Source organism: Dyella psychrodurans, from assembly GCF_003363265.1.
Lineage (GTDB): Bacteria > Pseudomonadota > Gammaproteobacteria > Xanthomonadales > Rhodanobacteraceae > Dyella_B > Dyella_B psychrodurans.
In genome coordinates this window covers 271,542-297,913 of sequence record NZ_QRBF01000001.1, presented here as the reverse complement: position 1 = coordinate 297,913, position 26,372 = coordinate 271,542, and the positions used below count along the sequence as shown (strand labels likewise).

The following is a 26,372-nucleotide window of genomic DNA, read 5'->3' as shown; positions in this document are numbered from 1 at the left end:
CATCAGACAGTCTGTTCCAGGAATCCGTGGCGCTTGGTCACGGCATCCAGTTCCAGCAAGGTTTGCAGGAGGGCTTCCATCTTGGCGAGCGGCCAGGCGTTCGGTCCATCGCTGAGCGCCTTGCTGGGGTCCGGATGGGTCTCGGCGAACAGACCGGCGACGCCCACGGCCACGGCCGCACGCGCGAGAACCGGTACGTACTCGCGCTGGCCACCGGAACTGGTGCCCTGCCCGCCCGGCAGTTGCACCGAGTGAGTGGCGTCGAACACGACCGGGCATCCGGTATCTCGCATGGCGCTTAGCGAGCGCATGTCCGACACCAGATTGTTGTAGCCGAAGCTGGCACCGCGTTCGCACACCATGATGTCGCTGTTGCCGACGGCCTTGGCCTTTTCGACAACGTTCTTCATATCCCACGGCGCGAGGAACTGGCCTTTCTTGATGTTCACCGGTTTGCCGGCGCGGGCCACGTTCTGGATGAAATCGGTCTGGCGGCAGAGAAACGCAGGCGTCTGAAGCACGTCGACGACCGCGGCCACTTCGTTCATCGGCGTGTACTCGTGCACGTCGGTGAGCACCGGCACGCCGAGCTGGCGCTTTACTTCACTCAGCACGCGCAAACCTTCTTCCATGCCGGGGCCACGGAAACTGCCGCCCGAGGAACGATTCGCCTTGTCGAAGCTGGATTTGAAGATGAAGTTGATGCCGAGCTTGGTAGTGATTTCCTTCAGCGTGCCGGCGGTGTCAATCTGAAGTTGTTCGGATTCCACCACGCAGGGGCCGGCGATCAGGAACAGCGGTTTGTCCAGGCCGACCTCAAAACCGCATAACTTCATGCGACCGACTCCTTCGCCAACTTCTGACCATCGCGCACCGCCTTGTATTCGCGCGCGGCGCGGACGAAGCCGATGAACAGCGGATGGCCGTCGCGCGGCGTGGAGGTGAATTCCGGATGCGCCTGGCAACCGAGGAACCACGGATGCTTCTGCAGCGGGAGTTCGACGATTTCCACCAGCAGGTCGTCCATCGATTTGCCGGAGATCACCAAACCGAGATCTTCGAACGTCTGGCGGTAGCGATTGTTGAATTCGTAGCGATGGCGATGACGCTCGCGCACGATGTCCTGACCGTACAACTGACGCGCCAGCGTGCCGGCCCTGAGTCGGCATTCCTGCGCACCCAGGCGCATGGTGCCGCCCAGATCGGAGCGCTCGTTGCGCTGCTCGACTTCGCCGGTTGCCGTGGTCCACTCCGTGATCAGCCCGATGACCGGGTTGGGCGTATGGCGGTCGTTCTCGCTGGAATCGGCGTCGGTCAGCCCAGCAACGTTGCGGGCGAAATCCACCACTGCCGCATGCATGCCGTAGCAGATGCCGAAATACGGCACGCCATGTTCGCGGGCATATCTGGCGGCCAGCACCTTGCCTTCGAAACCGCGCTTGCCGAAACCGCCCGGAACAAGGATCGCATCAGCGCCGCCAAGCACCTTGGCCGCACCGTCGGCTTCGATCTGCTCGGAATCGATCCACTCCAAGTTCACACGTGTCTGTTGCTTGATGCCGCCATGACGCAGGGCCTCGCCCAACGACTTGTAGGCATCCTTGTGCTCGACGTACTTGCCGACGATGGCGATCGTGATTTCGTCTTTCGGATGCTCGACGGCATCCACCGTGCGCTGCCAACCCGACAAATCGGCCGGCTTGGCGTCGAGGCCCAGCTTCTTGACGACGATGTCGTCCAACCCCTGCTGGTGCAGCCACAACGGTTGCTTGTAGATGATGTCCACGTCGGCCGCGCTGATGACCGCCTGCTCCGGCACATTGGTAAACAGGGCGATCTTGCGGCGCTCGCCGTCCGGCAGCGGCTGTTCGCAGCGGCACAGCAGGACGTCCGGCTGGATACCGATGGAGCGCAGTTCCTTCACCGAATGCTGGGTCGGCTTGGTTTTGATCTCGCCGGCCGCCTTGATGTACGGCACCAGGGTAAGGTGCATGAACAGGCACTTTTCCGGGCCGTGTTCGATGCGCAGCTGGCGGATGGCCTCCAGGAACGGCTGGGACTCGATGTCGCCGACCGTGCCGCCGATCTCCACCAGGGCCACGTCGAAGCCGCGGGTGGCCTCGTGGATGCAATGCTTGATCTCGTCGGTGATGTGCGGGATGACCTGAACGGTTGCGCCCAGGTAGTCGCCGCGGCGTTCCTTGCGGATCACCGATTCGTAGATCTTGCCGGTGGTGATCGAATTCTTGCCGGTGAGACGGGTGTGAACGAAGCGTTCGTAGTGGCCCAGGTCCAGGTCGGTTTCCGCGCCGTCGTCGGTCACATAGACCTCGCCGTGCTGAAAGGGGCTCATGGTGCCCGGATCCACATTGATGTAGGGATCGAGCTTCATCATGGTGACCGAGAGGCCGCGGGCCTCGAGAATGGACGCAAGCGACGCCGCCGCGATGCCCTTGCCAAGCGAGGACACCACACCGCCAGTGACGAAAATCAGGGGGGTCATGGAAAGCAGCCGTGCTGGAAATCAGCATTTTAGCGGTAGATCGCTCCAGCCGCGAGATGCTGTGTCGTCGAAGTCTGAAAAAAAGTTCAGTTATCGTGACAATCCGGCGTTGTCGTGAGGTTCCGTCCGCTGGGTGCCCGAGGTGGTGTCAGGGCAATCTCAGGCTTGGCCACCGAAAACAGGGCCCCAAACCGGGGCCAAGGTCCCGTCCATGGCGGACGGGACCGCGAGCCGGCATCAGCCGATGCTGGACGACATGGACTGCGTGGCCGGATGCATCATGTAGACGTTCATGTTGTGCATCACCCACAGCGAGCCCACCACGACGATCGCGATGATCAGCACCGTGAACACGCCGATCGAGAGGTTGTCTCGCTGGCCCGGCTTGGCGCTCAGATGCAGGAAGAACACCAACTGCACCAGCACCTGCGCGACGCAGAGCACCATGATGCCCGGCATGACCAGGTCGTGCGGCACCGCACCCGACATCACGCAGCCGAACGACATGAACGTCAGGATGATGGAGAGCGCAAAACCGACGATGTAGGACTTCAGCGAGCCGTGATTGGCGTGCTGGTGATCCGCAACGTGCGCATGACTGTGATGAGCGGACATCAGAGCACTCCCCGCAGGTAAACGATGGTGAACACGCAGATCCAGACCACATCCAGGAAGTGCCAGAACAGGCTGAGGCAGGACAGGCGGCGCTGCACGACGTCGTTCAGGCCGAACTTGCCGACCATGTGCATCATCACCACGATCCAGATCAGGCCAGCACTCACGTGCAGGCCGTGGGTGCCCACCAGCGCGAAATACGACGACAGGAATGCACTGCGGCTCGGACCGGCACCCTCATGGATGAGGTGTGCGAACTCGTGGACTTCCATCGCAATGAAGCCCAGGCCGAACAGGAACGTCACAAACAGCCAGCCGATGACCTTGTTGCGCTTGCCGGCATGCATGTTCAGCATCGCCACGCCGAACGTGAAGCTGCTGAACAACAGCAGCATGGTTTCACCCAGCACGTAAGGCAGCTCGAACAGTTCCTTGCTGGTCGGGCCGCCGGCCGTGGCATTGCAGAGCACGGCAAACGAAGCGAACAGCGCCGAGAAGATCAGGCAGTCGCTCATCAGGTAGATCCAGAACCCCAGAAGGGTCTTGGATCCGTCGTCGTGATGCTCGTGGTGACCGGCGTCGCCGTGCGCGACGACGCCGTGATTTGCGGTAATAACGGAACTGCTCATGGCTTAAGCAACCTTCTGGCCGGCCGATGCCGGATCCACGTGATCGACCAACTTCTGCAGCGGCACCAGACGTGCACGCTCGGTCTTCAGCACTTCAGCACCCGGCACGTAGTAATCGACGTCGGTGTCGTAAGCGCGACTGATGAACGAAGAAACCATGCCGACCAGACCGAAGATGGCGAGCCACCAGATATGCCACACCATGGCAAAGCCCAGGACGGTGCCGAACGCGGCCATGAACACGCCAACTCCGGTGTTGCGCGGCATATGGATATCCGCGTACTGAGACTGGAGCTTGTAGGCGCGCTTGTGTTCCTTGTCGGCCTGGAACTGGTCCAGCTCTTCGATCTGCGGCACCACGGCGAAGTTATAGAACGGCGCCGGCGAGCTGGTGGACCACTCGAGCGTACGGCCACCCCACGGATCGCCGGTCAGGTCGCGGTTCTCGGCGCGATTACGGATACTCACCGCAATCTGCAGGATGGTGAAGCCAATGCCCAGCGCAATGATGCCGGCGCCGACGGCGGCCACGATCAGGTATGGCTGCCACGCCGGATTGGCGTAGTGGTTCATGCGACGCGTCATGCCCATCAGGCCCAGCACGTACAGCGGCATGAAGGCCATATAGAAGCCGACCAGCCAGCACCAGAACGAGTATCGGCCAAAACGCTCTTCCAGCTTGAAGCCGAACGCCTTCGGGAACCAATAGTTGATCGCCGCCATGCAACCGAAGATGACGCCGCCGATGATCACGTTATGGAAATGCGCGATCAGGAACAGGCTGTTGTGCAGCACGAAGTCCGCACCCGGCACCGCCATCAGCACGCCAGTCATGCCACCGATGGTAAAGGTGACCATGAAGCCAACGGTCCACAGCATCGGCACCGTGAAGCGAATACGGCCGCGATACATGGTGAACAGCCAGTTGAACAGCTTCACGCCGGTCGGGATGGAAATGATCATCGTCGAGATGCCGAAGAAGGCATTGACGTCCGCACCCGAGCCCATCGTGAAGAAGTGGTGCAACCAGACGACGAACGACAGCACGCCGATGCCCGCCGTGGCGTACACCATCGATTTGTAACCGAACAACGGCTTGCCCGAGAAGGTGGACACGATCTCGGAGAACACGCCAAAGCACGGCAGGATCAGGATGTACACCTCCGGGTGACCCCAGATCCAGATCAGGTTGATGTAGAGCATGGCGTTGCCGCCGAGCTCGTTCGTGAAGAAATGCATGTCCAGGTAACGGTCTGCCGCCAGCAGCGCCAACGCCACCGTCAACACCGGGAACGCGGCCACGATCAGGATGTTGGTGACCAGCGCCGTCCAGGTGAACACCGGCATCTTCATCAACGTCATGCCGGGCGCACGCATGCGCAGGATGGTGACGACGAAGTTGATACCGCTAAGCGTTGTACCGAGACCGGATAGCTGCAACGCCCATATGTAGTAATCGACGCCCACGGTCGGACTGAACTTCAGCTCCGACAGCGGCGGATAGGCCAGCCAGCCGGTCGCGGCGAAGTCGCCCACGAACATCGACAGCATGACCAGCACCACACCGGAAGCGGTGAGCCAGTAGCTGAGCGAGTTCAGGAACGGATACGCCACGTCGCGCGCGCCGATCTGCAGCGGCACCACCAGATTCATCAACCCCACCACGAACGGCATGGCGACGAAGAAAATCATGATCACGCCGTGCGCGGAGAAGATCTGGTCGTAGTGATGCGGCGGCAGGTAGCCCGCTGCGTCGGACGCCGCAATCGCTTGCTGCGCGCGCATCATGATGGCGTCGGCAAAGCCGCGCAGTAGCATGACCAGCGCCATGATGACGTACATGACACCGATACGCTTGTGGTCCACCGAAGTGAACCATTCGGTCCACAGATAGCCCCACTTGCGCTGGTAAGTCACCCAGCCAAGCAACGCCGCACCGGCGAGGCACACCATAAGCAGGGTGCCCATGATGATCGGCTCATTGTAAGGAATGGCCGATAGAGAAAGTTTTCCGAACATGGCCTACTCCGAAGCCTTGGCGTGATCGTTATGCGAGGGAATGGCACTCGCTTGCGCAGGCGACGGCGTGCCGATCTTGTCCATCGACATATCGCCCATGTACTGATTGATGATGCTGCCGAACAAGCCAGGCTTGATGTTGGTGTAGTACGACACCGGCACCTTCTCGCTCGGCTGCGTCAGCGTGTGATACGCCTGGTCGTCGAGGTTGGCCGAGCTGGCCTTGGCCTTGTTGACCCAATCCGCGAAGCCCTGCTGCGACGTCGCGATCGCTGTGAAGTGCATGTCCGAGAAGCCCTGACCGCTGTAGTTCGACGACAGGCCGGCGTAGCTGCCCGGTTCGTTCGCGATCAGGTTGAGCTGCGTGTCCATGCCCGCCATCGCATAGATCTGGCTGCCGAGTCGCGGAATGAAGAACGCATTCATCACCGAATCGGAGGTGATTTCGAAATGCACCGGCACGTTCGTCGGGAACGCGAGTTCATTGACGCTGGCCACGCCGTAGTCCGGATAGATGAAGAGCCACTTCCAATCCATCGCCACGGCCTGGATGGTGATCGGCTTGGCCTGGGACTGCAGCGGCTTGTACGGATCGAGCGCATGCGTGGTTCGCCACGTGATCGTCGCGAGAATCGCGATGATGATGCACGGAATGGTCCACACCACCGCTTCGATGGCGGTCGAATGCGACCACTTGGGTGCATACGTGGCCTTGGTGTTGGACGCGCGGTAGCGCCAAGCGAAAAACAGGGTCATCGCGATGACCGGCACCACGACCACCAACATCAGTCCTGTGGCGATAAGGATCAGAGACTTTTCCTGCGCTCCGATATCACCCTCGGGCGCCAGGACATCCAAACTGCAGCCGCTGAGAAACACGGCGACGCTTGCGCACGACCAGCGCAAAGCGGACACAAAGGTGCGCTTGTTCACGTACGACTCTTAGACAGGCTGATGGGATTTGTCGCGGGGACGACCTGCATAGAATATCGCGCCGCAGCAAGCATTGACCAGCCCGGGACAGAATGTCGCGCTTTTCGTTGCGCTCTATCATTTCTTTGTTGACATTCGCAACCCGATAACGCGTGAATCGAAATTCGTCGATTTCGAACGCGAAATCGCTTATTTTCACGCGCACGCGGCAGCGACACGGCGGCCTGCTAACATGCGCGAATGAGCCACCCGATTCCTGCACGCGTTGCCGCCTTGCGCGAGGCCATGGTCAAGCATGGTGTCGCTGCCTGTCTCGTTCCCACGGCCGACCCGCATCTGTCGGAATACCTGCCCGCACACTGGCAGGCGCGCGAGTGGCTCTCGGGCTTCACCGGTTCCGCCGGCATCTTGCTTGTCACCGCCACCGACGCCGGGCTGTGGACCGATTCGCGCTATTTCTCGCAAGCCGAGCAGCAACTTGCCGGCAGCGGCATCGCGCTGATGAAACAGCGCGTCGCTCACGCTCCCGAACATCTGACCTGGCTGCAGCAGCACATGCACCAGGGCGATGTCGTCGCTGTCGCCGGCGATAGCGTGTCGGTGGCCACGCAACGGCAGATCGAGCGCCTGCTCGACGCCGTGGGTGCGAAGCTGCGCGTCGATCTGGACCTGCCGGGCATCATCTGGCCCGAGCGCCCCGCTCTGCCCAAGGCACCCGTGGTCGAGCACCCGCTTGCCTATGCCGGAACGCCTCGCGCAGAGAAATTCAACAAGCTGCGCAGCGCCTTGCGCAAGCAGCACGCCACGCACCATCTCGTCTCCAGCCTCGACGACATCGCCTGGCTGACGAATCTTCGGGGCAGCGATGTCGAATGCAATCCCGTGTTCCTGGCACACCTGCTGATCGAGACGGCGGGTCATGCCACGCTGTTCGTCGATCGCGCCAAGCTCAGTGACACTCTCGTCGCGGCGCTGGCTGGCGACGGCATCCGCATCGCCAACTACGCCACGCTGGGAACTGTGCTGGGAGAACTCGGCGCCAACGACACATTGCTGTTCGATCCCGGCCGCGTCGTCGGCTCCGTGCTGGAGACCGTGGGAGCGTCGGCGAAACGCATCGAAGGCGCCAATCCGTCCACGGCGTTCAAGGCGTGCAAGAGCACGACCGAACTGAGCCACATTCGCGAAGTCATGCGTCGCGACGGCGTCGCGCTGGTGCGCGCGTTCCGCCGCCTGGAGGAGCGCCTCGCCGCGGGCATGACGCAAACCGAACTGGATGTGGACACCTTGCTGCGCGAGGAACGCTCCGCGCAGCCGAATTTCGTTGGCGAAAGTTTCTCCACGATTGCCGGCTATATGGAAAACGGTGCCCTGCCGCATTACCGCGCCACGCAAGAGTCGCATAACACCTTGCAGCGTCACGGCTTGCTGCTGGTCGACTCCGGCGGGCAATACCTGGGCGGCACGACAGATATCACCCGTGTGCTGGCGCTGGGTCCGACCACGGCCGAGCAGCGACGCGACGCTACCCTGGTCATGAAAGGCATGATCGCGCTGTCGCGGGCACGCTTCCCGAAAGGGGCCAGCGGTCCGCAGCTCGACGCACTGGCTCGCGCGCCGCTCTGGGCCTCCGGCATGGATTACGGCCATGGCACCGGTCACGGCGTAGGCTACTTCCTCAATGTGCACGAAGGCCCCCACGGCATTCGCCCGCCGATCTCGGGCGGCGCGCTGGTGGCGCTGGAGCCGGGCATGATCAGTTCGATCGAGCCCGGACTGTACAAGCCGGCTCGTCACGGTATCCGTCACGAAAATCTCGCGGTCGTGGTCGAGGCCGAACAGAGCGAATTCGGCGAGTTCTACGCTTTCGAAACACTGACCCTCTGCCCCTTCGACCGGCGTGCGCTGGAACCCGGACTGCTCAATCCCGAAGAACGCGCCTGGCTGGACGATTACCATGCTTCCGTGCGCGCGGCGCTTGCGCCGCTGCTGGAAGATGCCGATCTGGCCTGGCTGGAAAAACATTGCGCACCGCTTTGAATCGACGAGGATGGCGAGCACACTCTTGACCTCCATCGAGCCGCCAACCATCCTCCCGCGCTTAACTTCCATGGAAGTCCGCATCTCCGCATGAGCAGTCGCTACAACGCCGCCGATATCGAAGTCCTCTCCGGTCTTGACCCCGTCAAGCGCCGCCCGGGCATGTACACCGACACTACGCGCCCGAACCACCTGGTGCAGGAAGTCGTCGACAACTCGGTGGACGAGGCGCTGGCCGGCCACGCGAAATCCATCGAAGTGGTCGTCCACGCTGATGGCTCGGTGGAAGTCACCGACGATGGGCGCGGCATGCCGGTGGACATCCATCCGGAGGAAGGCATTCCGGGTGTCGAACTGATCCTGACCCGCCTGCATGCGGGCGGCAAATTCTCCGGCAAGAACTACAACTTCTCCGGCGGCCTGCACGGTGTGGGCGTGTCGGTGGTGAATGCGTTGTCGAACAAGGTGGAAGTGACCATCCGCCGCGACGGCAACGAATATCGCATGACATTCGCCAACGGCGATCGCGCGAGCCCGCTGGAAACCCTCGGCACCGTACCGAAAAAGAAGACCGGTACCACGGTGCGCTTCTGGGCCGACCCGAAATATTTCGATTCACCAAAGATCTCGCTGCCCAAGCTCAAGCATCTGCTGCGCGCGAAAGCGGTGCTCTGCGCCGGACTCAATGTAAAGCTGGTCGACGAAGCCACCGGCGAAGTCAGCGAATGGTATTACGAAGACGGCCTGCGCGATTACCTGCGCGGCGAACTCGACGGCGCGGAATGCCTGCCTGCCGACCTGTTCGTGCATCACGTCGCTCGCGACACGGAAGGCCTCGATGCCGCATTCACCTGGCTGCCGGAAGGCGAACTGGTGCAGGAGAGCTACGTCAACCTGATCCCGACCGTGCAGGGCGGTACGCACGTCAACGGTTTGCGCACGGGCCTCACCAATGCGGTGCGCGAATTCTGCGACATCCGCAATCTGCTTCCTCGCGGCGTGAAGCTTGCGCCGGAAGACGTATGGGAGCGGCTCGCTTTCGTGCTCTCCGCGAAATTGCAGGACCCGCAATTCGCGGGTCAGACGAAGGAGCGGTTGTCGTCGCGCAACGCCGCCGCGCTGGTGGAAAGCGTGGTGCACGATGCCTTCAGCCTGTGGCTCAACCAGCATGTCGATCTCGGCGAGCGCATCGCGCAGCTGGCGATCGAACGCGCCAGCGCCCGCCTCAAGGCCGCCAAGCAAGTCGTCCGCAAGAAGATCACGCAAGGTCCCGCCCTGCCCGGCAAGCTTGCCGACTGCACGGCAACCGATCTCACGCGCACCGAGCTTTTCCTGGTCGAAGGCGATTCGGCGGGCGGTAGCGCCAAGCAGGCACGAGACAAGGAGTTCCAGGCGATCCTTCCCCTGCGCGGCAAGATCCTCAACACGTGGGAAGTGGAATCCACGTCGGTGCTCGCCTCGGAGGAAGTGCACAATCTGGCCGTGGCGATCGGCTGCGATCCGGGCAAGGACGATCTGAGCGGCCTGCGTTACGGCAAGGTCGTCATTCTTGCGGACGCAGACTCCGACGGCCTGCACATCGCCACCTTGCTGAGCGCGCTTTTCCTGCGTCATTTCCCGTCGCTGGTGCGCGAAGGGCACGTCTTCGTCGCCATGCCGCCGCTGTTCCGCGTCGACGTAGGCAAGCAAGTGTTCTACTGCCTCGACGAGAACGAAAAAGCAGCGATGCTTCAACGCATCGAGCGCGAAAAGATCAAGGGGCAAGTCACGGTAACGCGCTTCAAGGGTTTGGGTGAAATGAACCCCTCGCAGTTGCGCGAGTCGACCATCTATCCGGATACACGTCGTCTGGTGCAGCTCACTGTGGAAGATAACGACGGCACGGCCAAGCTGATGGACATGCTGCTGGCCAAAAAGCGCGCTTCGGACCGCAAGAACTGGCTGGAAGAGAAAGGCGACCTGGCTACGCTCGAGGTCTGAGAAGCGAAAGCGAACTCCAACGGATCGTCCCTATGGCCCTGACACCTCCCTTCGACTTGCAACGCTGGATCGCCGAGCACCGCCATTTGCTCAAACCGCCGGTCGGCAACAAATGCATTGTGGACGGCGACTTCATCATCATGATCGTCGGCGGGCCGAACGCGCGCACCGATTATCACTATGACGAAGGTCCGGAATTCTTCTACCAGATCGAAGGCGAGATGGTGTTGAAGGTGCAGGACGATGGCGTGGCGCGCGACATTCCGATCCGCGCCGGCGAGATCTTCTACCTGCCGCCGCGCGTACCTCATTCGCCGCAACGCATGCCCGATTCGATAGGCATGGTGATCGAACGCCGACGGCTCGGTCACGAAAAAGACGGCTTGCTATGGTTTTGCGAAAAATGCAACCACAAGCTCTACGAAGAATATTTCACGCTGCATGACATCGAAACCGATTTTCCGCCGGTATTCGATCGCTTCTACGCATCGCGCGACGCACGAACCTGCGGCAAGTGCGGTCATTTGAATACCGCACCGGCCAGATACGGTTAGCGATCGCGCGCCAGCCATTTGCGCGCCATGCGCCGCAGCGATTCGTCGGTAGCGTCGTCGTCCGCTAGCGCGCGGATCGATACCCAAGCCAAGTCCAGCGATTCATCGCTGACAACGAAAGCGTCCCGGGCACGCGCTCGCACCACATAGCGCACATCGTAATGCCAGTGACCTGGTTCATCGTTGCGCGCGGGAATCCAATGCCGGTCGACATCAAAAATAGCCGGATCGACGCTTAATCCGGTCATGCCCGACTCCTCGTGCGCTTCGCGCAATGCAACAGCGGCGAGATCGCTGTCGCCATCCGCGTGACCACCCAGTTGCAGCCACCGATCCAACTTGCGGTGATGGGTCAACAACACATGCTGACCTTCTGGATCGACGAGCCAAGCCGAACCGGTGAAATGCCCGGCCGCATGATCTCGATCGAAGGGGCGTTCGGTCTCCTTCAGAAAGGTCATGCACGCAACTACGTGCGAATCGTTCGGATAATGCGCGGCGTAACCGCGCAACGACTCGTACAAACTCATGACGAAGCTCTTGGGTGAATTCGAAAATCCATGATGCGAAAGATTGCATCCGATACATGGTGCGATAGCAACGCGCACGATCGTGCGTATGGCAATTTAAGATTTGTACCATAGATCGCGTTCATGGCGCTCCTTATCTTGAAGCCACGCCGTCTCTGAGTCCTCAGGAAGACGACTACACCTTTCAAATGGACTATCAAGGTGCCCAAGCCATGACACGCTCCAGCCGAACACTCGGCCAGCTCACTTTTTTGCTCGTGCCAGCATTCTGTTGCGGCACGGTCGCTGCTACGGATTCTTCCGATGCGACAACCTCAGCGGTCAATTTCACCGGCCCGCTGTTGACACCCAACCCGCAAAACCTCCCTGCCGGCACTTGGCTGGTGGAACCCTACCTGATTCATAACAGCAGCAGCGATGCGTACAACGATCAATGGGATCGTTACGCGAAAGACGAGGGAACCGGCCAATGGCTGACCATCGTCCCGGTTTTTTACGGTGTCACCGATCGCCTCCAACTGCAGCTCACCGCCGGCCTGGCACGCAGCGATTCGGCGGGATCGCACACGAGCGGTTTTGGCTTGACCGATACGACAATCTCTGCGCAATACATGCTGATTGCACCCGACAAGAGTCGGGACATACCCGCTGTGTCAGTGCGATATTCACATCAATTTCCCACAGGCCCTTACGATCACCTTGGTTCAAATCCGCTGAACGGAACGGGCAACGGTGCGTCGACGGATACTTTTTCCGTACTTGCCCAGCAATACATTTGGTTTCCGAATGGCAGGCCGTTGCGCGTGCGCGCGGCCGTCTCCTACACCTTGCCTCCGAATCAAGTCGCTATAAACGGCGTAAGCGTCTACGGTACGCCGCAAGATTTTCGTGGACAGATCCGATTGGGTAGTTCGTTCGGCGTGTCGGTCGGTGCCGAATACAGTATCGATCCCCAATGGGTGCTTGCGCTCGATGTTGCCTACAACCGCGTATACGCTTCGCAACTGCAAGGTGTGCAGGACACGGGTACGGCACTGGTGCCGCTGGAGAGTCGGAATCCCACAAGCAAGGTCGTGAGCCTGGCACCCGCAATCGAATACAACTTCAATGATCGTATCGGCGTGATCGGCGGCGTGCAGTTCAGTGCAGCAGGGCGCAACAGCGACGCGTTCATCACTCCACAAGTCGCCGTCAACATGGTTTTCTGAGCAAGTCGCCCTAAACGTTTCGCCCATCGCCAGCCTCCCATGGAAAGCTGGCGTTGGGGGACCCAACCATACGTCCCACGCCGAATCTAGCCGCAATGCAACTTGTACGCTCTCCCTCCGCTAGGCTATGGTTGGGCGTCACCTCGGATCGATGCGCCAGGAGTTGCCGCGACGCTTGATAGGTGTGATGTCTGTCCACACCGGGAGCACTCCTACATGCTTTTCAAGCGCGTCAAGCCACTCGATCAGATCATTGCAACAGCCGAGAAGAAGAGCCTCGTCCGACAACTTGGCGCGTTCCAGCTCACGATGTTGGGCATTGGCGCCATCATCGGTACCGGCATCTTCGTACTTACGGCGGAAGCCGGACAGAAAGCCGGCCCCGGCATGATGATCGCGTTCGTGATCGCCGCGGTGGTCTGCGCGTTCGCCGCGCTGGCCTATGCGGAACTGGCCTCGATGGTGCCGGTCGCCGGCTCGGCCTATACATATACCTACGGCGTGCTCGGCGAGGGCACTGCGTGGATAGTGGGCTGGGCACTGGTGCTGGAATACACCATCGCCGCGAGCACGGTCTGCGTGGGCTGGTCCGGTTACGTCAACGGCCTCCTCTCGCACGCAGGATTCGGCTTGCCGCATTTCCTGCAGGCGGGCCCGATGGACGGCGGCAGTTTCAACCTGCTTGCCTGCCTGATCGGCCTGGCCATCACTGGGCTGTTGGTGATAGGCACCTCGAAGTCGGCGAAGGTCAACACCGTACTGGTGCTGATCAAGATCACCGCCCTCACCGCTTTCATCTTCATCGCGCTGCCCGCGGTGAAGGACCAGAACTTCACGCCTTTCGTGCCGAACGGCTGGGGTAGCCCGATGGGCGGCATCGGCGTATTGGGTGCGGCAGCTTCCATCGTGTTCGCCTACATCGGCTTCGACGCCATCTCCACGGCGGCCGAGGAAACGAAGAACCCGAATCGCAACATCCCGATCGCCCTGATAGCGTCGCTGAGCGTATGCACCATCTACTACCTGCTGGTGAGCTACGCCGCCGTGGGTTCGGTAGGTGCGCAGCCCATGCTTGACGCAAGTGGCGTGGCGCTCGAGCCGGGCACGCCGGCCTTCGCCGCAGCCTGCAACGGTTCACAGGCACTGGTGTGCAGCAAGGAGGCGCTCGCCCATGTGGTACGCCTGCTCAACCACAATACCGTCGGCGCCTTCATTGCCTTTGCCGCCGGCATCGCATTGCCGTCGGTGATCCTCACGATGACTTACGGCCAGACCCGCATCTTCTTCACCATGTCTCGCGACGGCCTGCTACCGACCTCGCTGGCCAAGATCCATCCGCGCTTCCACACGCCGCACGTGATCACGTTGATCACCGGCACCTTCGTGTCGCTGTTCGGCGCGCTGTTCCCGGTAGGCATCCTTGCCGACATCACCAACTCGGGCACGCTGTTCGCATTCATCATGGTCGCGATAGGCGTCCTGATCCTGCGCCGCACCCAACCCGACCGTCCGCGTCCGTTCCGCACCCCGATGCCGTGGCTGGTCTGCCCGCTGGCGGTGTTCGGCTGCCTGCTGCTGTTCCTCAACCTGTCGAAGGAAGCGAAGGCCACATTCTTCGCGTGGGCCGTGATCGGCCTGGTGGTGTATTTCCTGTACGGCTACCGCAAGAGCAACCTGGCTCGCGGTGTCGAGGTGGACTGATTCCCGCACCCGCGCATTCCAAACGTTACGCCACCGGCACGACGACGTCGTGCCGGTTTCATGTCCGGAAGCCCTATGCTTAAACAGTTGTTCGCTCGCAAGACCGATTTTTCCGATGACGAATCCTCGCACGGCCCCGCCCTGCGACGAACACTGGGTCCCTGGGGCATCACGGCGTTGGGCATCGGCGCCGTCATTGGTACCGGCATTTTCGTGGTGACGGGCCAGGCCGCCGCGGATCATGCGGGCCCTGCCGTACTCATCTCGTTCATTCTTGCGGCGATCTGCAGCGGCTTCACCGCTTTGTGCTACTCCGAATTCGCCACGCTGATCCCCATTTCCGGCAGTTCGTATTCCTATGCGTACGCCACACTCGGCGAGTCGGTGGCGTGGTTCATCGGTTGGAACATGGTGCTGGAATACGGCATCTCGGCCTCTGCGGTGGCGACGAGCTGGACCGGTTATTTCGTCAGTCTCCTCGATCACGTCGGCATCCACCTGCCTGTCACGCTTACCGATGCACCGCTCGCATACACCAACGGTGCGCTCGTCTCGACGGGGCATCTTTTCAATCTGCCTGCGGTAGCGATCGTGCTCGCGCTCACCTGGGTGTGTTACATCGGCATTCGCGAATCGGCCGGCATCAATCTGATGATGGTGGCGCTGAAGGTCGGTTTGATCATTGTCGTGGTGGTGGCCGGTTATCGCTATGTCGACCCAGCCAACTGGCATCCTTTCATTCCCGCCGCGCAAGGCAACCACAAATACGGATGGGACGGGATCCTGCGCGGTGCCGGCATGGTGTTCTTTGCCTATATCGGCTTCGAGGCAACCTCGACGGCCGCGCAGGAATGCAAGAATCCGCAACGCGATCTTCCCTTTGGCACGCTGGTGTCGCTGGTGATCTGCACCGTGCTCTACCTGGCGATGGCGGCCGTGCTCACCGGTCTCATCCCATATACACAACTCGGGACAGACGAGCCTGTGGTAACGGCGATCAAGGCACACCCCGAACTCGGCTGGCTGCGCATGATCGTGGAAATCGGTGCTCTGATCGGGCTGTCGTCGGTGATTCTGGTGATGATCATCGCGCAGCCGCGCATCTTCATGATCATGTCGCGCGACGGCCTCCTGCCGCAGGTGTTCAATCGCATCCACCCACGCCATCGCACGCCGCACATCAACACGCTTATCACCGGCGCCAGCATCGCAGCACTATCGGCAATATTCCCGCTCGATCTGCTGGCGAATCTCACGTCGATGGGTACGCTGATTGCGTTTGTTGCGGTGTGCGCGGGAGTACTGATCCTGCGTTACACGGCGCCCGAGTTGCCGCGCACCTTCCGGGTGCCGTGGGCACATGTCATCTGCGTCGCTGGCGTGCTGAGCTGTGCCGCCCTGCTCATTACCTTCGACTGGTTCAACTGGGCCCTGATGATCGTCTGGACCGTGTTCGGCTTTGCGATTTATTTCTCCTATGGGGTTCGGCATAGTCGCCTGCGTCTTGCCAATAGCTCCCGAAAAGCGTGATCGTCGACGATCTACCGCGAAATGTGGAGAAAGCGCCGCGATCTGTGGCTAACTTGCGGCGAACGGTCTTTTAATGAGTTGAACGTCGGGCTTTTAAAATTTGACGTAAATCGTTGTTATTTATAGATAAATAAAAACGTCATCACAAATTTCTCGTCGCCGTTCGCCCCACTTCGAGCAACCGGAGTATCATCACCAGCCCGGGTTGATCACTTGGCAGTGGGCCCCGGATCGCGACCCGGCGCGTCAGGCGAGCCAGCTCCTCAGCCTGACGCGTCCGGGTAGCACCTTCCAGCATCACCCCTTCGTTTTTCATCAAACGCCTGTCCTGGACAGGCGTTTTCTTTTTCTGCGACAGCCATGAAAAAGGCCGGCACATGGCCGGCCTTTGTAGAACGCGTTAAAACCTTCCTCTCAGGCTTTCTTCGCCGTGTGCGAAATACACCAGCCCTTCGCACTCACCGCTTTGCCGGGGAACAGCTGGCATGGGCCATAACCCGTCGAGGCACCCGAATAGAACTGGCAATTGGCGCACGTGTCGCCGGCCTTGTGCTTCGGATCCTTGGTCGTGGCCGCGTCTTCCACGTAGCCCAGTGCCTTGGCCGTCGGATCGGATTCGGAAACGTGCGGCAGATCGTCGGCGCGCGAGACGCGCGGCAATCCACCCACCAGAACGGCTGCCGCGGCACCGCCAGCGGCCAGCTTGAGGAAACGACGACGTGACTCGATATCTTCATGCCCGGACATAACAATCCTCATCACAGTGTGCCTGCCGCAGGACTGCGGCGACTCCCACCATCGTAACGCCGTCCAACCCGCTCCCCCGCTTTCGCGAATAACTCGCATTTCCGTTTTCCTGCCCCATGTTATAGTCGTGCTTCGTTTGGACGTCCATTTGCCATGAGCCAAGTCTTGCCTTCCACCATTCCAGCCGCGCTTTTTCACGAGCGCGCAGATGCCATCGCGCTTACCGCGCGCGAGCTTGCGCAGCATGGCTGGACGCCAGCCACCAGCAGCAACTTCTCCATGCGCGTGGATGCCGATCATGCCGCCATCACCATTTCCGGGCGCGACAAGGGCAAGCTCGGACGCAACGACATCATGCTGGTGAACATGGACGGCAAGGCGGTCGGCACCGATTCGCGCCCAAGCGCCGAAACCGAACTGCACACCCAGGTATACCGCCGCTGGCCGGAAGTGAACGCGGTTCTGCATACGCATTCGCGCACGCAAAGCGTGGCATCGCGACTGTTTGCAAAGCACGGGGTGATTCGGCTGGAGGGATGGGAATTGCAGAAAGCCATCCACGGCCACACGACGCACGAAAGCGTGCTGGACATTCCGGTCTTTCCGAATACCCAGCACATGCCCGAACTGGTGGCGCAGGTCGACGCCTGGCTCGATGCCGGCAAGCCCCTGCACGCCTATCTGATCAACGGCCACGGCATCTACACCTGGGGCCGCGACATGGCCGAAGCGCAGCGTCATCTGGAAGCGCTGGAATTCCTGCTCGGCTGTGAACTCGACTTGAGGAGACTGAACGCATGAGCCGCCTGCGTATTTTCGATGCGGAGCAGCCGCAAAACCCATCGTCGGTACATGAGGATCACGCGAGCATCTCGCGCGAACTGGGCAAAGTCGGCGTGCGCTTCGAGCAATGGGAGGCCAGCCAGCCCGTCGCGCCCGGTGCCAGCCAGGATCAGGTGATCGCAGCCTATCGCCAGGACATCGATCGCCTGATGGCTGAGGAAGGCTATCAGGCCGTGGACGTGATCAGCCTGACGCCCGATCACCCCGACCGCGCCGCCTTGCGCCAGAAATTCCTCAACGAGCACACGCATAGCGAAGATGAAGTGCGGTTCTTCGTCGCCGGCGCGGGCCAGTTCACCCTGCACATCCAGGACAAGGTCTACGACGTGCTTTGCGAGCAGGGCGACCTTATCGGCGTTCCCGACGGCACCCGCCACTGGTTCGACATGAGCGAGGCACCCTACTTCGTGGCGATCCGCTTGTTCACCAACAAGGAAGGCTGGGTGGCCAACTTCACGGGGTCGGACATCGCCGAGCGATTCCCTCGCATGAAACCCTTGGCTACGGCCGCCTGAGGATCCGGTTAAGTTCTCCAGCCCGAAAAGCGCGCTGGTTCACCTATCTGGCTGATTTCAGTAGCGCTGTGGCTTGCGCGTGAACGGGGGCAGGTTAAGCTTGGGAGCCCGCTCCCCTGATTGCCCCCATGACCGCCATACGCGCCATCGTCACCGATATCGAAGGAACCACCAGCTCCATCAGCTTCGTCAAGGACGTGCTGTTTCCCTACGCGCGCAAGCGGTTGCCGGCCTACATCGAGACCCACGCCGATCACGCCGACGTGCAGCATTGGCTGCACGAGGCCGCCAAGGAGGCCGGTTTTGTCGAGGCGAGCCGGCAGGAAGTCATCGGGCTGCTGCTCCGCTGGATCGACGAGGACCGCAAATCCACGGCGCTGAAGGCCCTGCAGGGCATGATCTGGAAGGATGGCTACGAAGCCGGCGAGTACCGCGCCCACGTGTACCCCGAAGTGGCTGCCCGTCTGCACGCCTGGCGCGGGGACGGGTTGCGCCTGTACGTATACTCATCGGGTTCGGTGCCGGCGCAAAAGCTGCTCTTCCGCTACAGCGACGCCGGCGACCTCACCCCCCTGTTCGCCGGCTATTTCGACACCGAGATCGGCGCCAAGCGGGAGAAGGACTCCTACGTGCGCATCGTCGAGGCCATCGGCGAGCGCCCCGAGCACGTACTGTTCCTTTCCGATGTCGTGGAAGAACTGGATGCCGCCGCGTCCGCCGGTCTACGGACGGGATGGTTGCTGCGTTCACCGTTGGCAGTACCTGCCCAGCCCAGGCACGCTGCCTATACCGATTTCGACGCCATCCAACTCTGAGCCCTCCCATGCGCCTCGTACTGACCGCCTTGCTCGCCTTTGCCGCCGGTGTGTTGCTGATGACGCTGGTCGGCGTGCATTCGCCTTCACACGTGGCTCCCGCCGCAAACGTAGCCTCCGGTGCCAGCACGGCGAACAATCCCGCGGCGCCTGCAGCGTCCAGCTCCGGCAGCGATAGCGACGATAGCGGCGACAGCAACGACAGCTGGCCAAACCAGGGTCCATCGCCGGAGCAGGTGCTTTATGCCCAGTCGGCCATGCTGCACACGGCGCTGTCCCAGCTCGGCCCACGCGTCCCCGGCAAAACCAACCTCTATCTGGTCACCTTCGCCGGGGACGGCGGCGAGGACGTATTCCGCAACGAGGCCGAATACGCCGCGCAACTCTTCACCCGGCGTTTCGGCCCGACCGCGCATGCGCTGGTGCTGGAAAACAACCCAACCACGTTGCAAAAACACCCACTAGCCGACTGGAGCAACCTGGAAAACACACTCGATGGACTCGCGACAGTGATGAACCAGGATCAGGACGTCCTCGTGCTCTACATGACCTCGCACGGCGATGAGGATCACAACCTGCTGGTCGACATGGATCCCCTGCCGCTGGACCAGATCGGCGCCCCCGACCTCGCCAGTATCCTCAAGAAGCATCCCTTCAAGTGGAAGGTGGTGGTGGTCAACGCCTGCTATTCCGGCGGTTTCATTTCGGACCTCCACGGCCCGGGCACGCTGATACTCACCGCCGCGCGCAGCGACCGCAGTTCATTCGGTTGCGGCAGCGACTCCGATATCACCTACTTCGGCAAGGCATGGCTGGTCGATGCGATGAACCGCACCGACGATTTCGTCGACGCGTTCCAATACGCCAAGGCGGACATCGAGGGCTGGGAAAAGCAAGACAAGCTCACGCCGTCAGAGCCGCAGATCAATATCGGCGAAGGCATCGTGCAGCAGCTTGCAATGTGGCGTAAAGACATCAAGCCCGGTGCGGCGGTGCCGTTTGTGCCACCGCCCGCTTCTGCAAGCAGCGCACCCACGGCGGCTCAGTGACCTCAGCGCGGCATGTCGTCAGCCATGCCGCTCCGCAAGCACGCGCGTGACATCGGCCAAGCCAAAACCCCGCGCGCGCAACAATACGGTGAGATGGAAAATCAAATCGGCCGCTTCGCTGAGCAGTTCGTCATCGCCCTGCGCCACCGCGGCGAGCGCCGTTTCGACACCCTCCTCGCCGACTTTCTGAGCGATGCGCCGCGTGCCTCCGTTGAAGAGCTTCGTGGTGTAACTCCCATCGGGTAGCTCCGCTTTCCGGCTGGCCACCAGGGCGTCGAGCTTGGCAAGAAAACCCAGCGAAGGCTGCACGGCATCGCCGAAACAGCTGCTCGTTCCCAGATGACAGGCCGGACCTTTGGGCTCGGCCTGCACCAGCAGCGTGTCCGCATCGCAATCCATGCAGATCGACTTGAGCAGCAGTTCATGGCCGGAACTTTCGCCTTTGGTCCAAAGGCGTTCTTTGCTGCGACTGTAAAAAGTCACCTTGCCGAGCGCCTGGGTACGCGCCAGCGCTTCGGCATTCATATAGCCGAGCATCAGCACTTCTCCCGTCAGCCAGTGCTGCACGATGGCGGGCAACAACCCCCCCGATTTACTCCAATCGAGCCGGCTGAAATCATTGGCGACATCACTCATGGCCACAACTCCCCTGCAAGCGAACCACCACACCCTGATGCTGCAGGTAACGTTTGAGATCGGGTATCCCGATGGCGCCGCTGTGAAAAACGCTGGCAGCCAACGCACCGTCGACACGCGCCTGCGTGAAGGCGTCGCGGAAATGTTCCACTGCGCCCGCGCCACCCGATGCGATCAACGGAACATGGCAGACAGCACGCACCTTGCCAAGCTGCTCCAGATCGTAGCCTTTGCGCACACCATCGCTATCCATGCAGTTGAGCACGATTTCGCCCGCGCCACGCCGTTGCACTTCGATCATCCAGTCGATCGTTCGCCGCGAAAGCGAACGCGTCTTGGACGGATCGCCCGTGTATTGACGCACGCGCCATTCGCCATCCGCATCGCGCATGGAATCAATGCCCACGACGACACATTGCACACCAAACGCCGTCGCCAGTTCGTCAACGAGTTCGGGGCGTTCCAATGCTGGCGAATTCACTGAAATCTTGTCGGCACCGGCGTGCAGCACGGCGCGCGCTTCATCCACGGAACGAATGCCCCCAGCCACACAGAACGGAATATCGATCACGCGCGCTACGCGTTCGACCCAACCGCGATCCACGCTGCGCCCTTCCGGACTGGCGGTGATGTCGTAGAACACCAGTTCGTCGGCGCCTTCGTCGCGGTAGCGCAAAGCCAGGTCGACAATCTCGCCCATCACAACGTGATCGCGAAAACGCACGCCCTTGACCACCTTGCCGTCGCGTACGTCCAGACAGGGAATGATGCGGCGACTCAGCATGCCAACGCGTCCTCCAAGGTGAAACGCCCTTCCAATAGCGCGCGGCCCAGGATCACACCGCTTGCACCGGCTTCTCGCGCGGCACGGATATCGTCCAGCGAACGCACACCGCCCGAAGCCTGCACGGCAAGCTGCGGCACTGTTTGCGCCAGATGCTGGTACAAGTCAAGATTGAAGCCAGCCAGCATGCCATCGCGCTCGATGTCCGTGCACAGCAGATGGCGCGCACCTTGTGCGGCAAACCACGGCGCAAGTTCATCGAGCGTACGTGCCTCATCCTCGGTCCAACCGGCGCTTGGCAAAGTCCAGCGATCGCCGCGCTTGCGCGTGTCCAGTGCGATGGTGAATCGCTCCGCACCGTAGGTCTTCAACCAGGTTGCAACGCGCTCCTGGTCGCGGATCGCAACGCTTCCGACCACCACGCGCGTCACGCCGGCGCCGAATAAACGCTTCGCATCCTCTTCCGCACGCACGCCGCCGCCTGCCTGTACGGACATGCCCACTTTCGCCAGCGATTCGATCACCGCCAGGTTGGCCAGATTGCCGGAGCGCGCACCATCCAGATCGACCACGTGCAGCCAGCGTGCGCCGGCATCGGCATAACGCCTCGCGACTTCTTCGGGATGCGGCGCGTAACGGGTTTCCTGCGCGTAATCGCCCTGCCGCAGACGAACCACCTGGCCGCCGCGCAGATCGATGGCGGGTATCACTTCGAAGGTCATAGTTCGAGAAAATTCTTCAGTAACTTGGCGCCGACATTTGCCGAGCGTTCCGGATGAAACTGCATGCCATGGAAATTGTCTTTCGCGATCACCGCAGAAAAACCGCCACCATAGTCGGTGCTCGCTAACGTATATTCGCCCATGGGCACGGCGTAGCTGTGCACGAAGTACGCCCAGTCGCCTTCTTCCAAATGGTCGAGCAAGGGATGCCTGGCAACGGTCGACAGGCGATTCCAGCCCATGTGCGGAACGCACAGATCAGGTGTTTCCTGGAAACGGGAGACATTCGCCGGAATCACATCCAGACAATCGGTATCACCTTCCGCCGAATGCGCACACAGCAGTTGCATGCCAAGGCACACACCGAGAACAGGTTGCGTAAGCCCGCGAATCACGTCGACGAGCCCCAATTCGCGCAATCGCGCCATGCCCGGCCCGGCAGCACCTACGCCAGGCAAGATCACCTTGTCCGCCGTCCGGATCTGCGCAGCGTCGGATGTCAGCGATGCATCGACACCCAACCGCTGCAAGGCATAACGCACCGAGCCGATATTGGTACCGCCGGCATCGACCAGAACGACGCTCACGACAGCGTCCCCTTGGTGCTAGGCAACTCGTTGCCCTCGCGGCGTATCGCCTGACGCAGGACGCGCGCCGTGACCTTGAAGCACGCTTCGACCATGTGATGAGCGTTCTCGCCCTTCACAGTGATATGAAGATTGGCGCCCAGCGTGTCGCACAAGGAACGAAAGAAATGAGGTACCAGTTCCGTGGGAATGTCGCCGACCCGCTCGCGCGGAAACTGGCCGTCGAAAACAAAGTACGGGCGACCGGAGAGATCCAGTGCGGCGCTGGCCAACGATTCGTCCATCGGCAAGGTGAATCCGTAGCGACCGATGCCGCGCTTGTCGCCCAGCGCCTGGCGCAAAGCCTGCCCCAGCGCGAGCGCGCAATCTTCAATGGTGTGGTGCTCGTCGACCTTGGTGTCGCCATCGCATGCGATCTGCAAGGCAAAACCACCGTGTTTACCGATCTGCTCAAGCATGTGATCGAAGAATCCAAGACCCGTGTGCACCACCGGCTCGCTCACGCGATCGAGATCCACGCGAACGCTGATGCGCGTCTCCTTGGTGTTGCGCACGACTTCCGCCACGCGCGGCCGGTCGATCAGCTGATGCGCGACGTCATCCCAGGCAATGCCCTTGGAACCGACGCGAAAACCGCGCACGCCCATGTTGGCTGCAAATTGCAGATCGGTTTCGCGATCGCCGACCATGGCCGATTCCGCGCGGGTCCACCCGTCGTCGGCCAGGTATTGCCGCATCATGCCGATGCCGGGTTTGCGTGTATCCAATCCCTCGTGCTGAAAACTGCGGTCGATCAGCACCTCGCGGAACCGAATACCTTGCGAGGCAAGAATACGCATCAGCAAATCGTGCGGGCCGTCAAAATGCGCCTGCGGAAACTGTTCCGTACCGAGGCCGTCCTGGTTGGTCACCATCACGAGCTCATAGCCTGCCGCCACGATACGCTGCAATGCGCCAATCACGCCCGGCAGAAGCGCGAGCTTTTCGTAACTGTCGATCTGCTGGTCGGCGGGCTCGTCAATCAGGCAACCGTCGCGGTCGACAAAAAGAATCTTGCGGCTCATGCCCTGCCCTCGTTCAGCACGGTAAGCACGCGTGCATTTTCCTCCGGCGTGCCCATGGTGATGCGCAAAGCATCCCCCAATTGCGGATAACGACGAATATCGCGAACCACGATGCCTGCCTGAAGAAGACGTTGATAAACGGTGCCTGCGTCATCGAAGCGGACGGCCAGAAAATTGGCATCCGACGGCAGGACTTCGCGCACACCGGGCACCCTGGACAATGCACTGCGCATGATCGCGCGCTGCTCCCGCACGATGGCGATGTTTTCACGCGCCACCGCCTGACCGGATGGCGACAGCTCCACCAACGCCGCCGCCACACAAGGAAGCGGCAGCGGGTACGGCGGCATGATGCGGCGAATCAAGGCGATGACATCGGCATGGGCCAGCAGGCTGCCTACACGCGCCCCTGCCAGTGCCCAGGCCTTGGACAAGGTACGCAAAACGGCCAGGTTGTCGTAGCGATTGATCAGGTCGGCCACGCTGCGTTGATCGGAAAATTCCACGTAGGCTTCGTCCACCACGAGCAGCGCCTTTCCGGTCAACTGTCTTGCCAAGTGCTGGATGTCCTCGCGCGGAATCGACTTGCCACTCGGATTGTTCGGAGTGCAAAGGAACACCAGCTTGACGGCTGGCATCACCGAATCGAGCAGCGCCTGAACATCGACGCTGAAGTCGGGTTTGAGCGGCGTCTCGATCACCGTGGCGTTCTGTATGCGCGCGCTTACGGCGTACATGCCGAAAGTCGGCGGCTGGATGAGAATCGCATCCTGGCCGGCTCGACAGAAGGCGCGCACCAGCAGATCGATCGCTTCATCGCTGCCGCGGCCCACGAACAATTGTTCGCGGCTTACACCGTAAAGCTGCGCCAATGCCTGCAACAGCGCTGCCGGTTGCGGATCGGGATAGCGATTGCAACCGAGCCCACCGTCGCCCACCGGCTCCCATGCGGATTCGTTCGCATTGAGCATGATCTGCCCGCCATCAGCCTCCATGCGCGCAGAGGAATACGGCTGCAGCGAGCGAATTTCCGGTCTGGCAAGATCGAGCACGCTCATAGCTGGGTACCCAATGCCGCCAAACGCAAGGTCACCGCGCGACGGTGCGCCTCCAATTGCTCGGCAGCCGCCAGCGTCGCCGTGCACGGGCCAATCGCGCGCAATCCGTTGGGATCCAGTTCCTGCACGGTGATCTGTTTCTGATAGCTCGCCACGGAAACGCCGCTGTAGCTGCGCGCATAGCCATACGTGGGCAATACGTGGTTACTGCCGCTGCAATAGTCGCCTACGGATTCGGGCGTCCAGGCTCCGACGAATACGGAACCGGCGCTTTCGACGAGATCGAGCAGATCGCGCGCTGTCGCCGTCTGCAGGATGAGGTGCTCCGGTGCATAACGATTGCTGACTTCCATCGCCTGCTCGAGCGAGTCGACCTCGATCAGGCGGCTCTGCGCAAGCGCCTGCTCTGCGATGGCGCCACGCGGCAGTTCGGCGCATTGCCGCGCCACTTCGGCAGACACCTTGTCGAGCAAACTGGACGACGGGCTGACCAGGATCACCTGCGAATCGGGACCGTGCTCGGCCTGCGACAACAAATCGGCCGCCACGAAGACCGGATTGGCCTGCGCATCCGCGACAACGAGCACTTCGGAAGGCCCCGCCGGCATATCGATGGCGGCGCCCTCGGGATCGCCCGAAACCTGCAACTTCGCTTCGGTCACCCACGCATTGCCGGGACCGAACAGCTTGTCGCAACGCGGCACGCTTTCGGTGCCGTACGCCATGGCTGCAATCGCCTGAGCACCACCGAGCTTGAACACCCGGTGTACGCCTACCTCGCGCGCGGTGAACAGCACGGCTTCGTCACACGTGCCATCCGCGCGGGCCGGAGAACACAGAACCACTTCGCGACAACCCGCGATACGTGCAGGCACGCCCAGCATCAAAGCCGTGGAAGGTAGCGGCGCACTGCCCGCGGGCACATACAGGCCCACGCGATGGATCGGACGCAGTACACGCTCCACCCGTACTCCGGTGGCGGTATTGACGGCAACAGGCTGCGGTGCCGTCGCGCGATGGAACGTATCAATGCGTGCGGCAGCCTCGCGGATCGCCGCCTTCAGTTCCGGCGCGAGCCTTGCCTCTGCGGCCGCGAATTCAGCCTCGTCGACTTCGATCGCCTGCAGCGCGCAACGGTCGTAGCGTGCGGAGAGTTCGCGCAAAGCTGCGTCGCCGTTTTTTCGGACAGCCGCAATGATCTGTTCGACGCCACGACGCAATTCATCCGCACGAGATTGCGCGGGCCGTGCCAGCGCGGTGCGGCGCTCCGCTTCATCCAAGGAGTTCCAGACAATTCGTTTCATTCGAGC

General features: G+C 61.4%; 25 protein-coding genes. 10 read left to right on the top strand and 15 right to left on the bottom strand.

The features are described from left to right. Positions 1 to 2 precede the first annotated feature (2 nt). The 6 genes from kdsA to cyoA form a co-directional block, all read right to left on the bottom strand. On the bottom strand, positions 3 to 836 hold the full coding sequence (kdsA, locus tag DWU99_RS01480; RefSeq protein WP_115476228.1) for a 3-deoxy-8-phosphooctulonate synthase: 834 nt from the start codon (positions 834 to 836) through the stop codon (positions 3 to 5). Continuing rightward, entirely contained in the window at positions 833 to 2,503 is a 1,671-nt protein-coding gene (gene pyrG, locus DWU99_RS01475) for a CTP synthase (RefSeq protein WP_115476227.1), read from the bottom strand. The genes kdsA and pyrG overlap by 4 nt, the downstream gene beginning before the upstream one ends. Positions 2,504 to 2,740: 237 nt before the next feature. Beyond that, a complete protein-coding gene (gene cyoD / locus DWU99_RS01470) occupies positions 2,741 to 3,118 on the bottom strand; it encodes a cytochrome o ubiquinol oxidase subunit IV (RefSeq protein ID WP_115476226.1) in 378 nt (125 codons plus the stop codon). Beyond that, a complete protein-coding gene (gene cyoC, locus DWU99_RS01465; RefSeq protein WP_115476225.1) occupies positions 3,118 to 3,747 on the bottom strand; it encodes a cytochrome o ubiquinol oxidase subunit III in 630 nt (209 codons plus the stop codon). The genes cyoD and cyoC overlap by 1 nt, the downstream gene beginning before the upstream one ends. Before the next feature lie 3 nt (positions 3,748 to 3,750). After that, on the bottom strand, positions 3,751 to 5,766 hold the full coding sequence (cyoB, locus tag DWU99_RS01460) for a cytochrome o ubiquinol oxidase subunit I (RefSeq protein ID WP_115476224.1): 2,016 nt from the start codon (positions 5,764 to 5,766) through the stop codon (positions 3,751 to 3,753). A gap of 3 nt (positions 5,767 to 5,769) precedes the next feature. Next, positions 5,770 to 6,699, bottom strand: a complete 930-nt coding sequence (cyoA, locus tag DWU99_RS01455; RefSeq protein WP_199535663.1) for a ubiquinol oxidase subunit II — start codon at positions 6,697 to 6,699, stop codon at positions 5,770 to 5,772. Positions 6,700 to 6,939: 240 nt separating this feature from the next. On the opposite strand from cyoA, the gene DWU99_RS01450 reads away from it, so the two are divergent. The 3 genes from DWU99_RS01450 (at position 6,940) to DWU99_RS01440 (ending at position 11,273) form a co-directional block, all read left to right on the top strand. After that, entirely contained in the window at positions 6,940 to 8,739 is a 1,800-nt protein-coding gene (locus tag DWU99_RS01450; protein WP_115476223.1) for an aminopeptidase P family protein, read from the top strand. A gap of 90 nt (positions 8,740 to 8,829) precedes the next feature. Further along, positions 8,830 to 10,719: a DNA topoisomerase IV subunit B gene (gene parE, locus DWU99_RS01445; protein ID WP_115476222.1), complete on the top strand. Its 1,890-nt coding sequence runs from the start codon at positions 8,830 to 8,832 to the stop codon at positions 10,717 to 10,719. 32 nt (positions 10,720 to 10,751) lie between these two features. Further along, positions 10,752 to 11,273, top strand: coding sequence for a 3-hydroxyanthranilate 3,4-dioxygenase (locus DWU99_RS01440; protein ID WP_115476221.1), 522 nt, complete (start codon positions 10,752 to 10,754; stop codon positions 11,271 to 11,273). Here DWU99_RS01440 and DWU99_RS01435 read toward each other — a convergent pair. Beyond that, positions 11,270 to 11,803 (bottom strand): NUDIX hydrolase, encoded by a 534-nt coding sequence (locus tag DWU99_RS01435; protein WP_115476220.1) that lies wholly within the window; start codon positions 11,801 to 11,803, stop codon positions 11,270 to 11,272. The two genes, DWU99_RS01440 and DWU99_RS01435, sit on opposite strands and share 4 nt — an antisense overlap. 212 nt (positions 11,804 to 12,015) lie before the next feature. Here DWU99_RS01435 and DWU99_RS01430 point away from each other — a divergent pair, with 212 nt between their 5' ends. From DWU99_RS01430 to DWU99_RS01420, 3 genes are all read left to right on the top strand, one after another. Continuing rightward, positions 12,016 to 13,011 carry a transporter gene (locus DWU99_RS01430; RefSeq protein ID WP_147292869.1) on the top strand — a complete coding sequence of 332 codons (996 nt, stop codon included), beginning with the start codon at positions 12,016 to 12,018 and terminating at the stop codon, positions 13,009 to 13,011. Positions 13,012 to 13,227: 216 nt separating this feature from the next. Continuing rightward, a complete protein-coding gene (locus DWU99_RS01425) occupies positions 13,228 to 14,712 on the top strand; it encodes an amino acid permease (RefSeq protein WP_115476218.1) in 1,485 nt (494 codons plus the stop codon). A gap of 75 nt (positions 14,713 to 14,787) precedes the next feature. Next, a complete protein-coding gene (locus tag DWU99_RS01420; protein WP_115476217.1) occupies positions 14,788 to 16,242 on the top strand; it encodes an amino acid permease in 1,455 nt (484 codons plus the stop codon). Positions 16,243 to 16,656: 414 nt separating this feature from the next. Here DWU99_RS01420 and DWU99_RS01410 read toward each other — a convergent pair whose 3' ends face one another. Next, positions 16,657 to 16,989 (bottom strand): high-potential iron-sulfur protein, encoded by a 333-nt coding sequence (locus DWU99_RS01410; protein WP_115476215.1) that lies wholly within the window; start codon positions 16,987 to 16,989, stop codon positions 16,657 to 16,659. A 153-nt stretch (positions 16,990 to 17,142) separates the two neighbouring features. Between DWU99_RS01410 and DWU99_RS01405 the strand changes: the two genes are divergently transcribed. The 4 genes from DWU99_RS01405 (at position 17,143) to DWU99_RS01390 (ending at position 20,211) form a co-directional block, all read left to right on the top strand. Further along, positions 17,143 to 17,790: a methylthioribulose 1-phosphate dehydratase gene (locus tag DWU99_RS01405; protein WP_115476214.1), complete on the top strand. Its 648-nt coding sequence runs from the start codon at positions 17,143 to 17,145 to the stop codon at positions 17,788 to 17,790. Next, complete coding sequence (locus DWU99_RS01400) at positions 17,787 to 18,347, top strand: 1,2-dihydroxy-3-keto-5-methylthiopentene dioxygenase (protein ID WP_115476213.1); 561 nt, start codon at positions 17,787 to 17,789, stop codon at positions 18,345 to 18,347. Before DWU99_RS01405 ends, DWU99_RS01400 begins: the two co-directional genes overlap by 4 nt. A 128-nt stretch (positions 18,348 to 18,475) precedes the next feature. Beyond that, positions 18,476 to 19,162, top strand: a complete 687-nt coding sequence (gene mtnC, locus DWU99_RS01395) for an acireductone synthase (protein ID WP_115476212.1) — start codon at positions 18,476 to 18,478, stop codon at positions 19,160 to 19,162. An 8-nt stretch (positions 19,163 to 19,170) separates the two neighbouring features. Next, complete coding sequence (locus tag DWU99_RS01390; RefSeq protein WP_115476211.1) at positions 19,171 to 20,211, top strand: C13 family peptidase; 1,041 nt, start codon at positions 19,171 to 19,173, stop codon at positions 20,209 to 20,211. A gap of 18 nt (positions 20,212 to 20,229) precedes the next feature. On the opposite strand, the gene hisIE is transcribed toward DWU99_RS01390, so the two are convergent. From hisIE to hisD, 7 genes are read right to left on the bottom strand one after another with little or no spacing between them, the layout of a single operon-like run. Then, positions 20,230 to 20,847, bottom strand: a complete 618-nt coding sequence (gene hisIE / locus DWU99_RS01385; RefSeq protein ID WP_115476210.1) for a bifunctional phosphoribosyl-AMP cyclohydrolase/phosphoribosyl-ATP diphosphatase HisIE — start codon at positions 20,845 to 20,847, stop codon at positions 20,230 to 20,232. Further along, positions 20,840 to 21,631, bottom strand: coding sequence for an imidazole glycerol phosphate synthase subunit HisF (gene hisF, locus DWU99_RS01380; RefSeq protein WP_115476209.1), 792 nt, complete (start codon positions 21,629 to 21,631; stop codon positions 20,840 to 20,842). Before hisF ends, hisIE begins: the two co-directional genes overlap by 8 nt. Then, positions 21,625 to 22,353 carry a 1-(5-phosphoribosyl)-5-[(5-phosphoribosylamino)methylideneamino]imidazole-4-carboxamide isomerase gene (gene hisA / locus DWU99_RS01375; protein WP_115476208.1) on the bottom strand — a complete coding sequence of 243 codons (729 nt, stop codon included), beginning with the start codon at positions 22,351 to 22,353 and terminating at the stop codon, positions 21,625 to 21,627. Before hisA ends, hisF begins: the two co-directional genes overlap by 7 nt. After that, positions 22,350 to 22,940: an imidazole glycerol phosphate synthase subunit HisH gene (gene hisH, locus DWU99_RS01370; protein ID WP_115476207.1), complete on the bottom strand. Its 591-nt coding sequence runs from the start codon at positions 22,938 to 22,940 to the stop codon at positions 22,350 to 22,352. Before hisH ends, hisA begins: the two co-directional genes overlap by 4 nt. Next, complete coding sequence (hisB, locus tag DWU99_RS01365) at positions 22,937 to 24,004, bottom strand: bifunctional histidinol-phosphatase/imidazoleglycerol-phosphate dehydratase HisB (protein ID WP_115476206.1); 1,068 nt, start codon at positions 24,002 to 24,004, stop codon at positions 22,937 to 22,939. The genes hisH and hisB overlap by 4 nt, the downstream gene beginning before the upstream one ends. After that, the gene (gene hisC, locus DWU99_RS01360) at positions 24,001 to 25,062 is read right to left on the bottom strand and encodes a histidinol-phosphate transaminase (RefSeq protein ID WP_115476205.1); all 1,062 of its coding nucleotides are present in this window, start codon (positions 25,060 to 25,062) and stop codon (positions 24,001 to 24,003) included. Before hisC ends, hisB begins: the two co-directional genes overlap by 4 nt. Further along, complete coding sequence (hisD, locus tag DWU99_RS01355; RefSeq protein ID WP_115476204.1) at positions 25,059 to 26,366, bottom strand: histidinol dehydrogenase; 1,308 nt, start codon at positions 26,364 to 26,366, stop codon at positions 25,059 to 25,061. Before hisD ends, hisC begins: the two co-directional genes overlap by 4 nt. Positions 26,367 to 26,372 lie beyond the last annotated feature (6 nt).

Coding starts and splice junctions, on each gene's coding strand:
- DWU99_RS01400 (WP_115476213.1), top strand. CDS start 17,787: ATGAGCCGCCTGCGTATTTTCGATGCGGAGCAGCCGCAAAACCCATCG.
- hisIE (WP_115476210.1), bottom strand. CDS start 20,847: ATGAGTGATGTCGCCAATGATTTCAGCCGGCTCGATTGGAGTAAATCG.
- DWU99_RS01405 (WP_115476214.1), top strand. CDS start 17,143: ATGAGCCAAGTCTTGCCTTCCACCATTCCAGCCGCGCTTTTTCACGAG.
- hisB (WP_115476206.1), bottom strand. CDS start 24,004: ATGAGCCGCAAGATTCTTTTTGTCGACCGCGACGGTTGCCTGATTGAC.
- cyoC (WP_115476225.1), bottom strand. CDS start 3,747: ATGAGCAGTTCCGTTATTACCGCAAATCACGGCGTCGTCGCGCACGGC.
- kdsA (WP_115476228.1), bottom strand. CDS start 836: ATGAAGTTATGCGGTTTTGAGGTCGGCCTGGACAAACCGCTGTTCCTG.
- DWU99_RS01435 (WP_115476220.1), bottom strand. CDS start 11,803: ATGAGTTTGTACGAGTCGTTGCGCGGTTACGCCGCGCATTATCCGAAC.
- pyrG (WP_115476227.1), bottom strand. CDS start 2,503: ATGACCCCCCTGATTTTCGTCACTGGCGGTGTGGTGTCCTCGCTTGGC.
- mtnC (WP_115476212.1), top strand. CDS start 18,476: ATGACCGCCATACGCGCCATCGTCACCGATATCGAAGGAACCACCAGC.
- DWU99_RS01390 (WP_115476211.1), top strand. CDS start 19,171: ATGCGCCTCGTACTGACCGCCTTGCTCGCCTTTGCCGCCGGTGTGTTG.
- DWU99_RS01450 (WP_115476223.1), top strand. CDS start 6,940: ATGAGCCACCCGATTCCTGCACGCGTTGCCGCCTTGCGCGAGGCCATG.
- hisA (WP_115476208.1), bottom strand. CDS start 22,353: ATGACCTTCGAAGTGATACCCGCCATCGATCTGCGCGGCGGCCAGGTG.
- DWU99_RS01430 (WP_147292869.1), top strand. CDS start 12,016: ATGACACGCTCCAGCCGAACACTCGGCCAGCTCACTTTTTTGCTCGTG.
- hisF (WP_115476209.1), bottom strand. CDS start 21,631: ATGCTGAGTCGCCGCATCATTCCCTGTCTGGACGTACGCGACGGCAAG.
- parE (WP_115476222.1), top strand. CDS start 8,830: ATGAGCAGTCGCTACAACGCCGCCGATATCGAAGTCCTCTCCGGTCTT.
- cyoD (WP_115476226.1), bottom strand. CDS start 3,118: ATGTCCGCTCATCACAGTCATGCGCACGTTGCGGATCACCAGCACGCC.
- DWU99_RS01410 (WP_115476215.1), bottom strand. CDS start 16,989: ATGTCCGGGCATGAAGATATCGAGTCACGTCGTCGTTTCCTCAAGCTG.
- cyoB (WP_115476224.1), bottom strand. CDS start 5,766: ATGTTCGGAAAACTTTCTCTATCGGCCATTCCTTACAATGAGCCGATC.
- hisC (WP_115476205.1), bottom strand. CDS start 25,062: ATGAGCGTGCTCGATCTTGCCAGACCGGAAATTCGCTCGCTGCAGCCG.
- DWU99_RS01440 (WP_115476221.1), top strand. CDS start 10,752: ATGGCCCTGACACCTCCCTTCGACTTGCAACGCTGGATCGCCGAGCAC.
- hisD (WP_115476204.1), bottom strand. CDS start 26,366: ATGAAACGAATTGTCTGGAACTCCTTGGATGAAGCGGAGCGCCGCACC.
- DWU99_RS01425 (WP_115476218.1), top strand. CDS start 13,228: ATGCTTTTCAAGCGCGTCAAGCCACTCGATCAGATCATTGCAACAGCC.
- DWU99_RS01420 (WP_115476217.1), top strand. CDS start 14,788: ATGCTTAAACAGTTGTTCGCTCGCAAGACCGATTTTTCCGATGACGAA.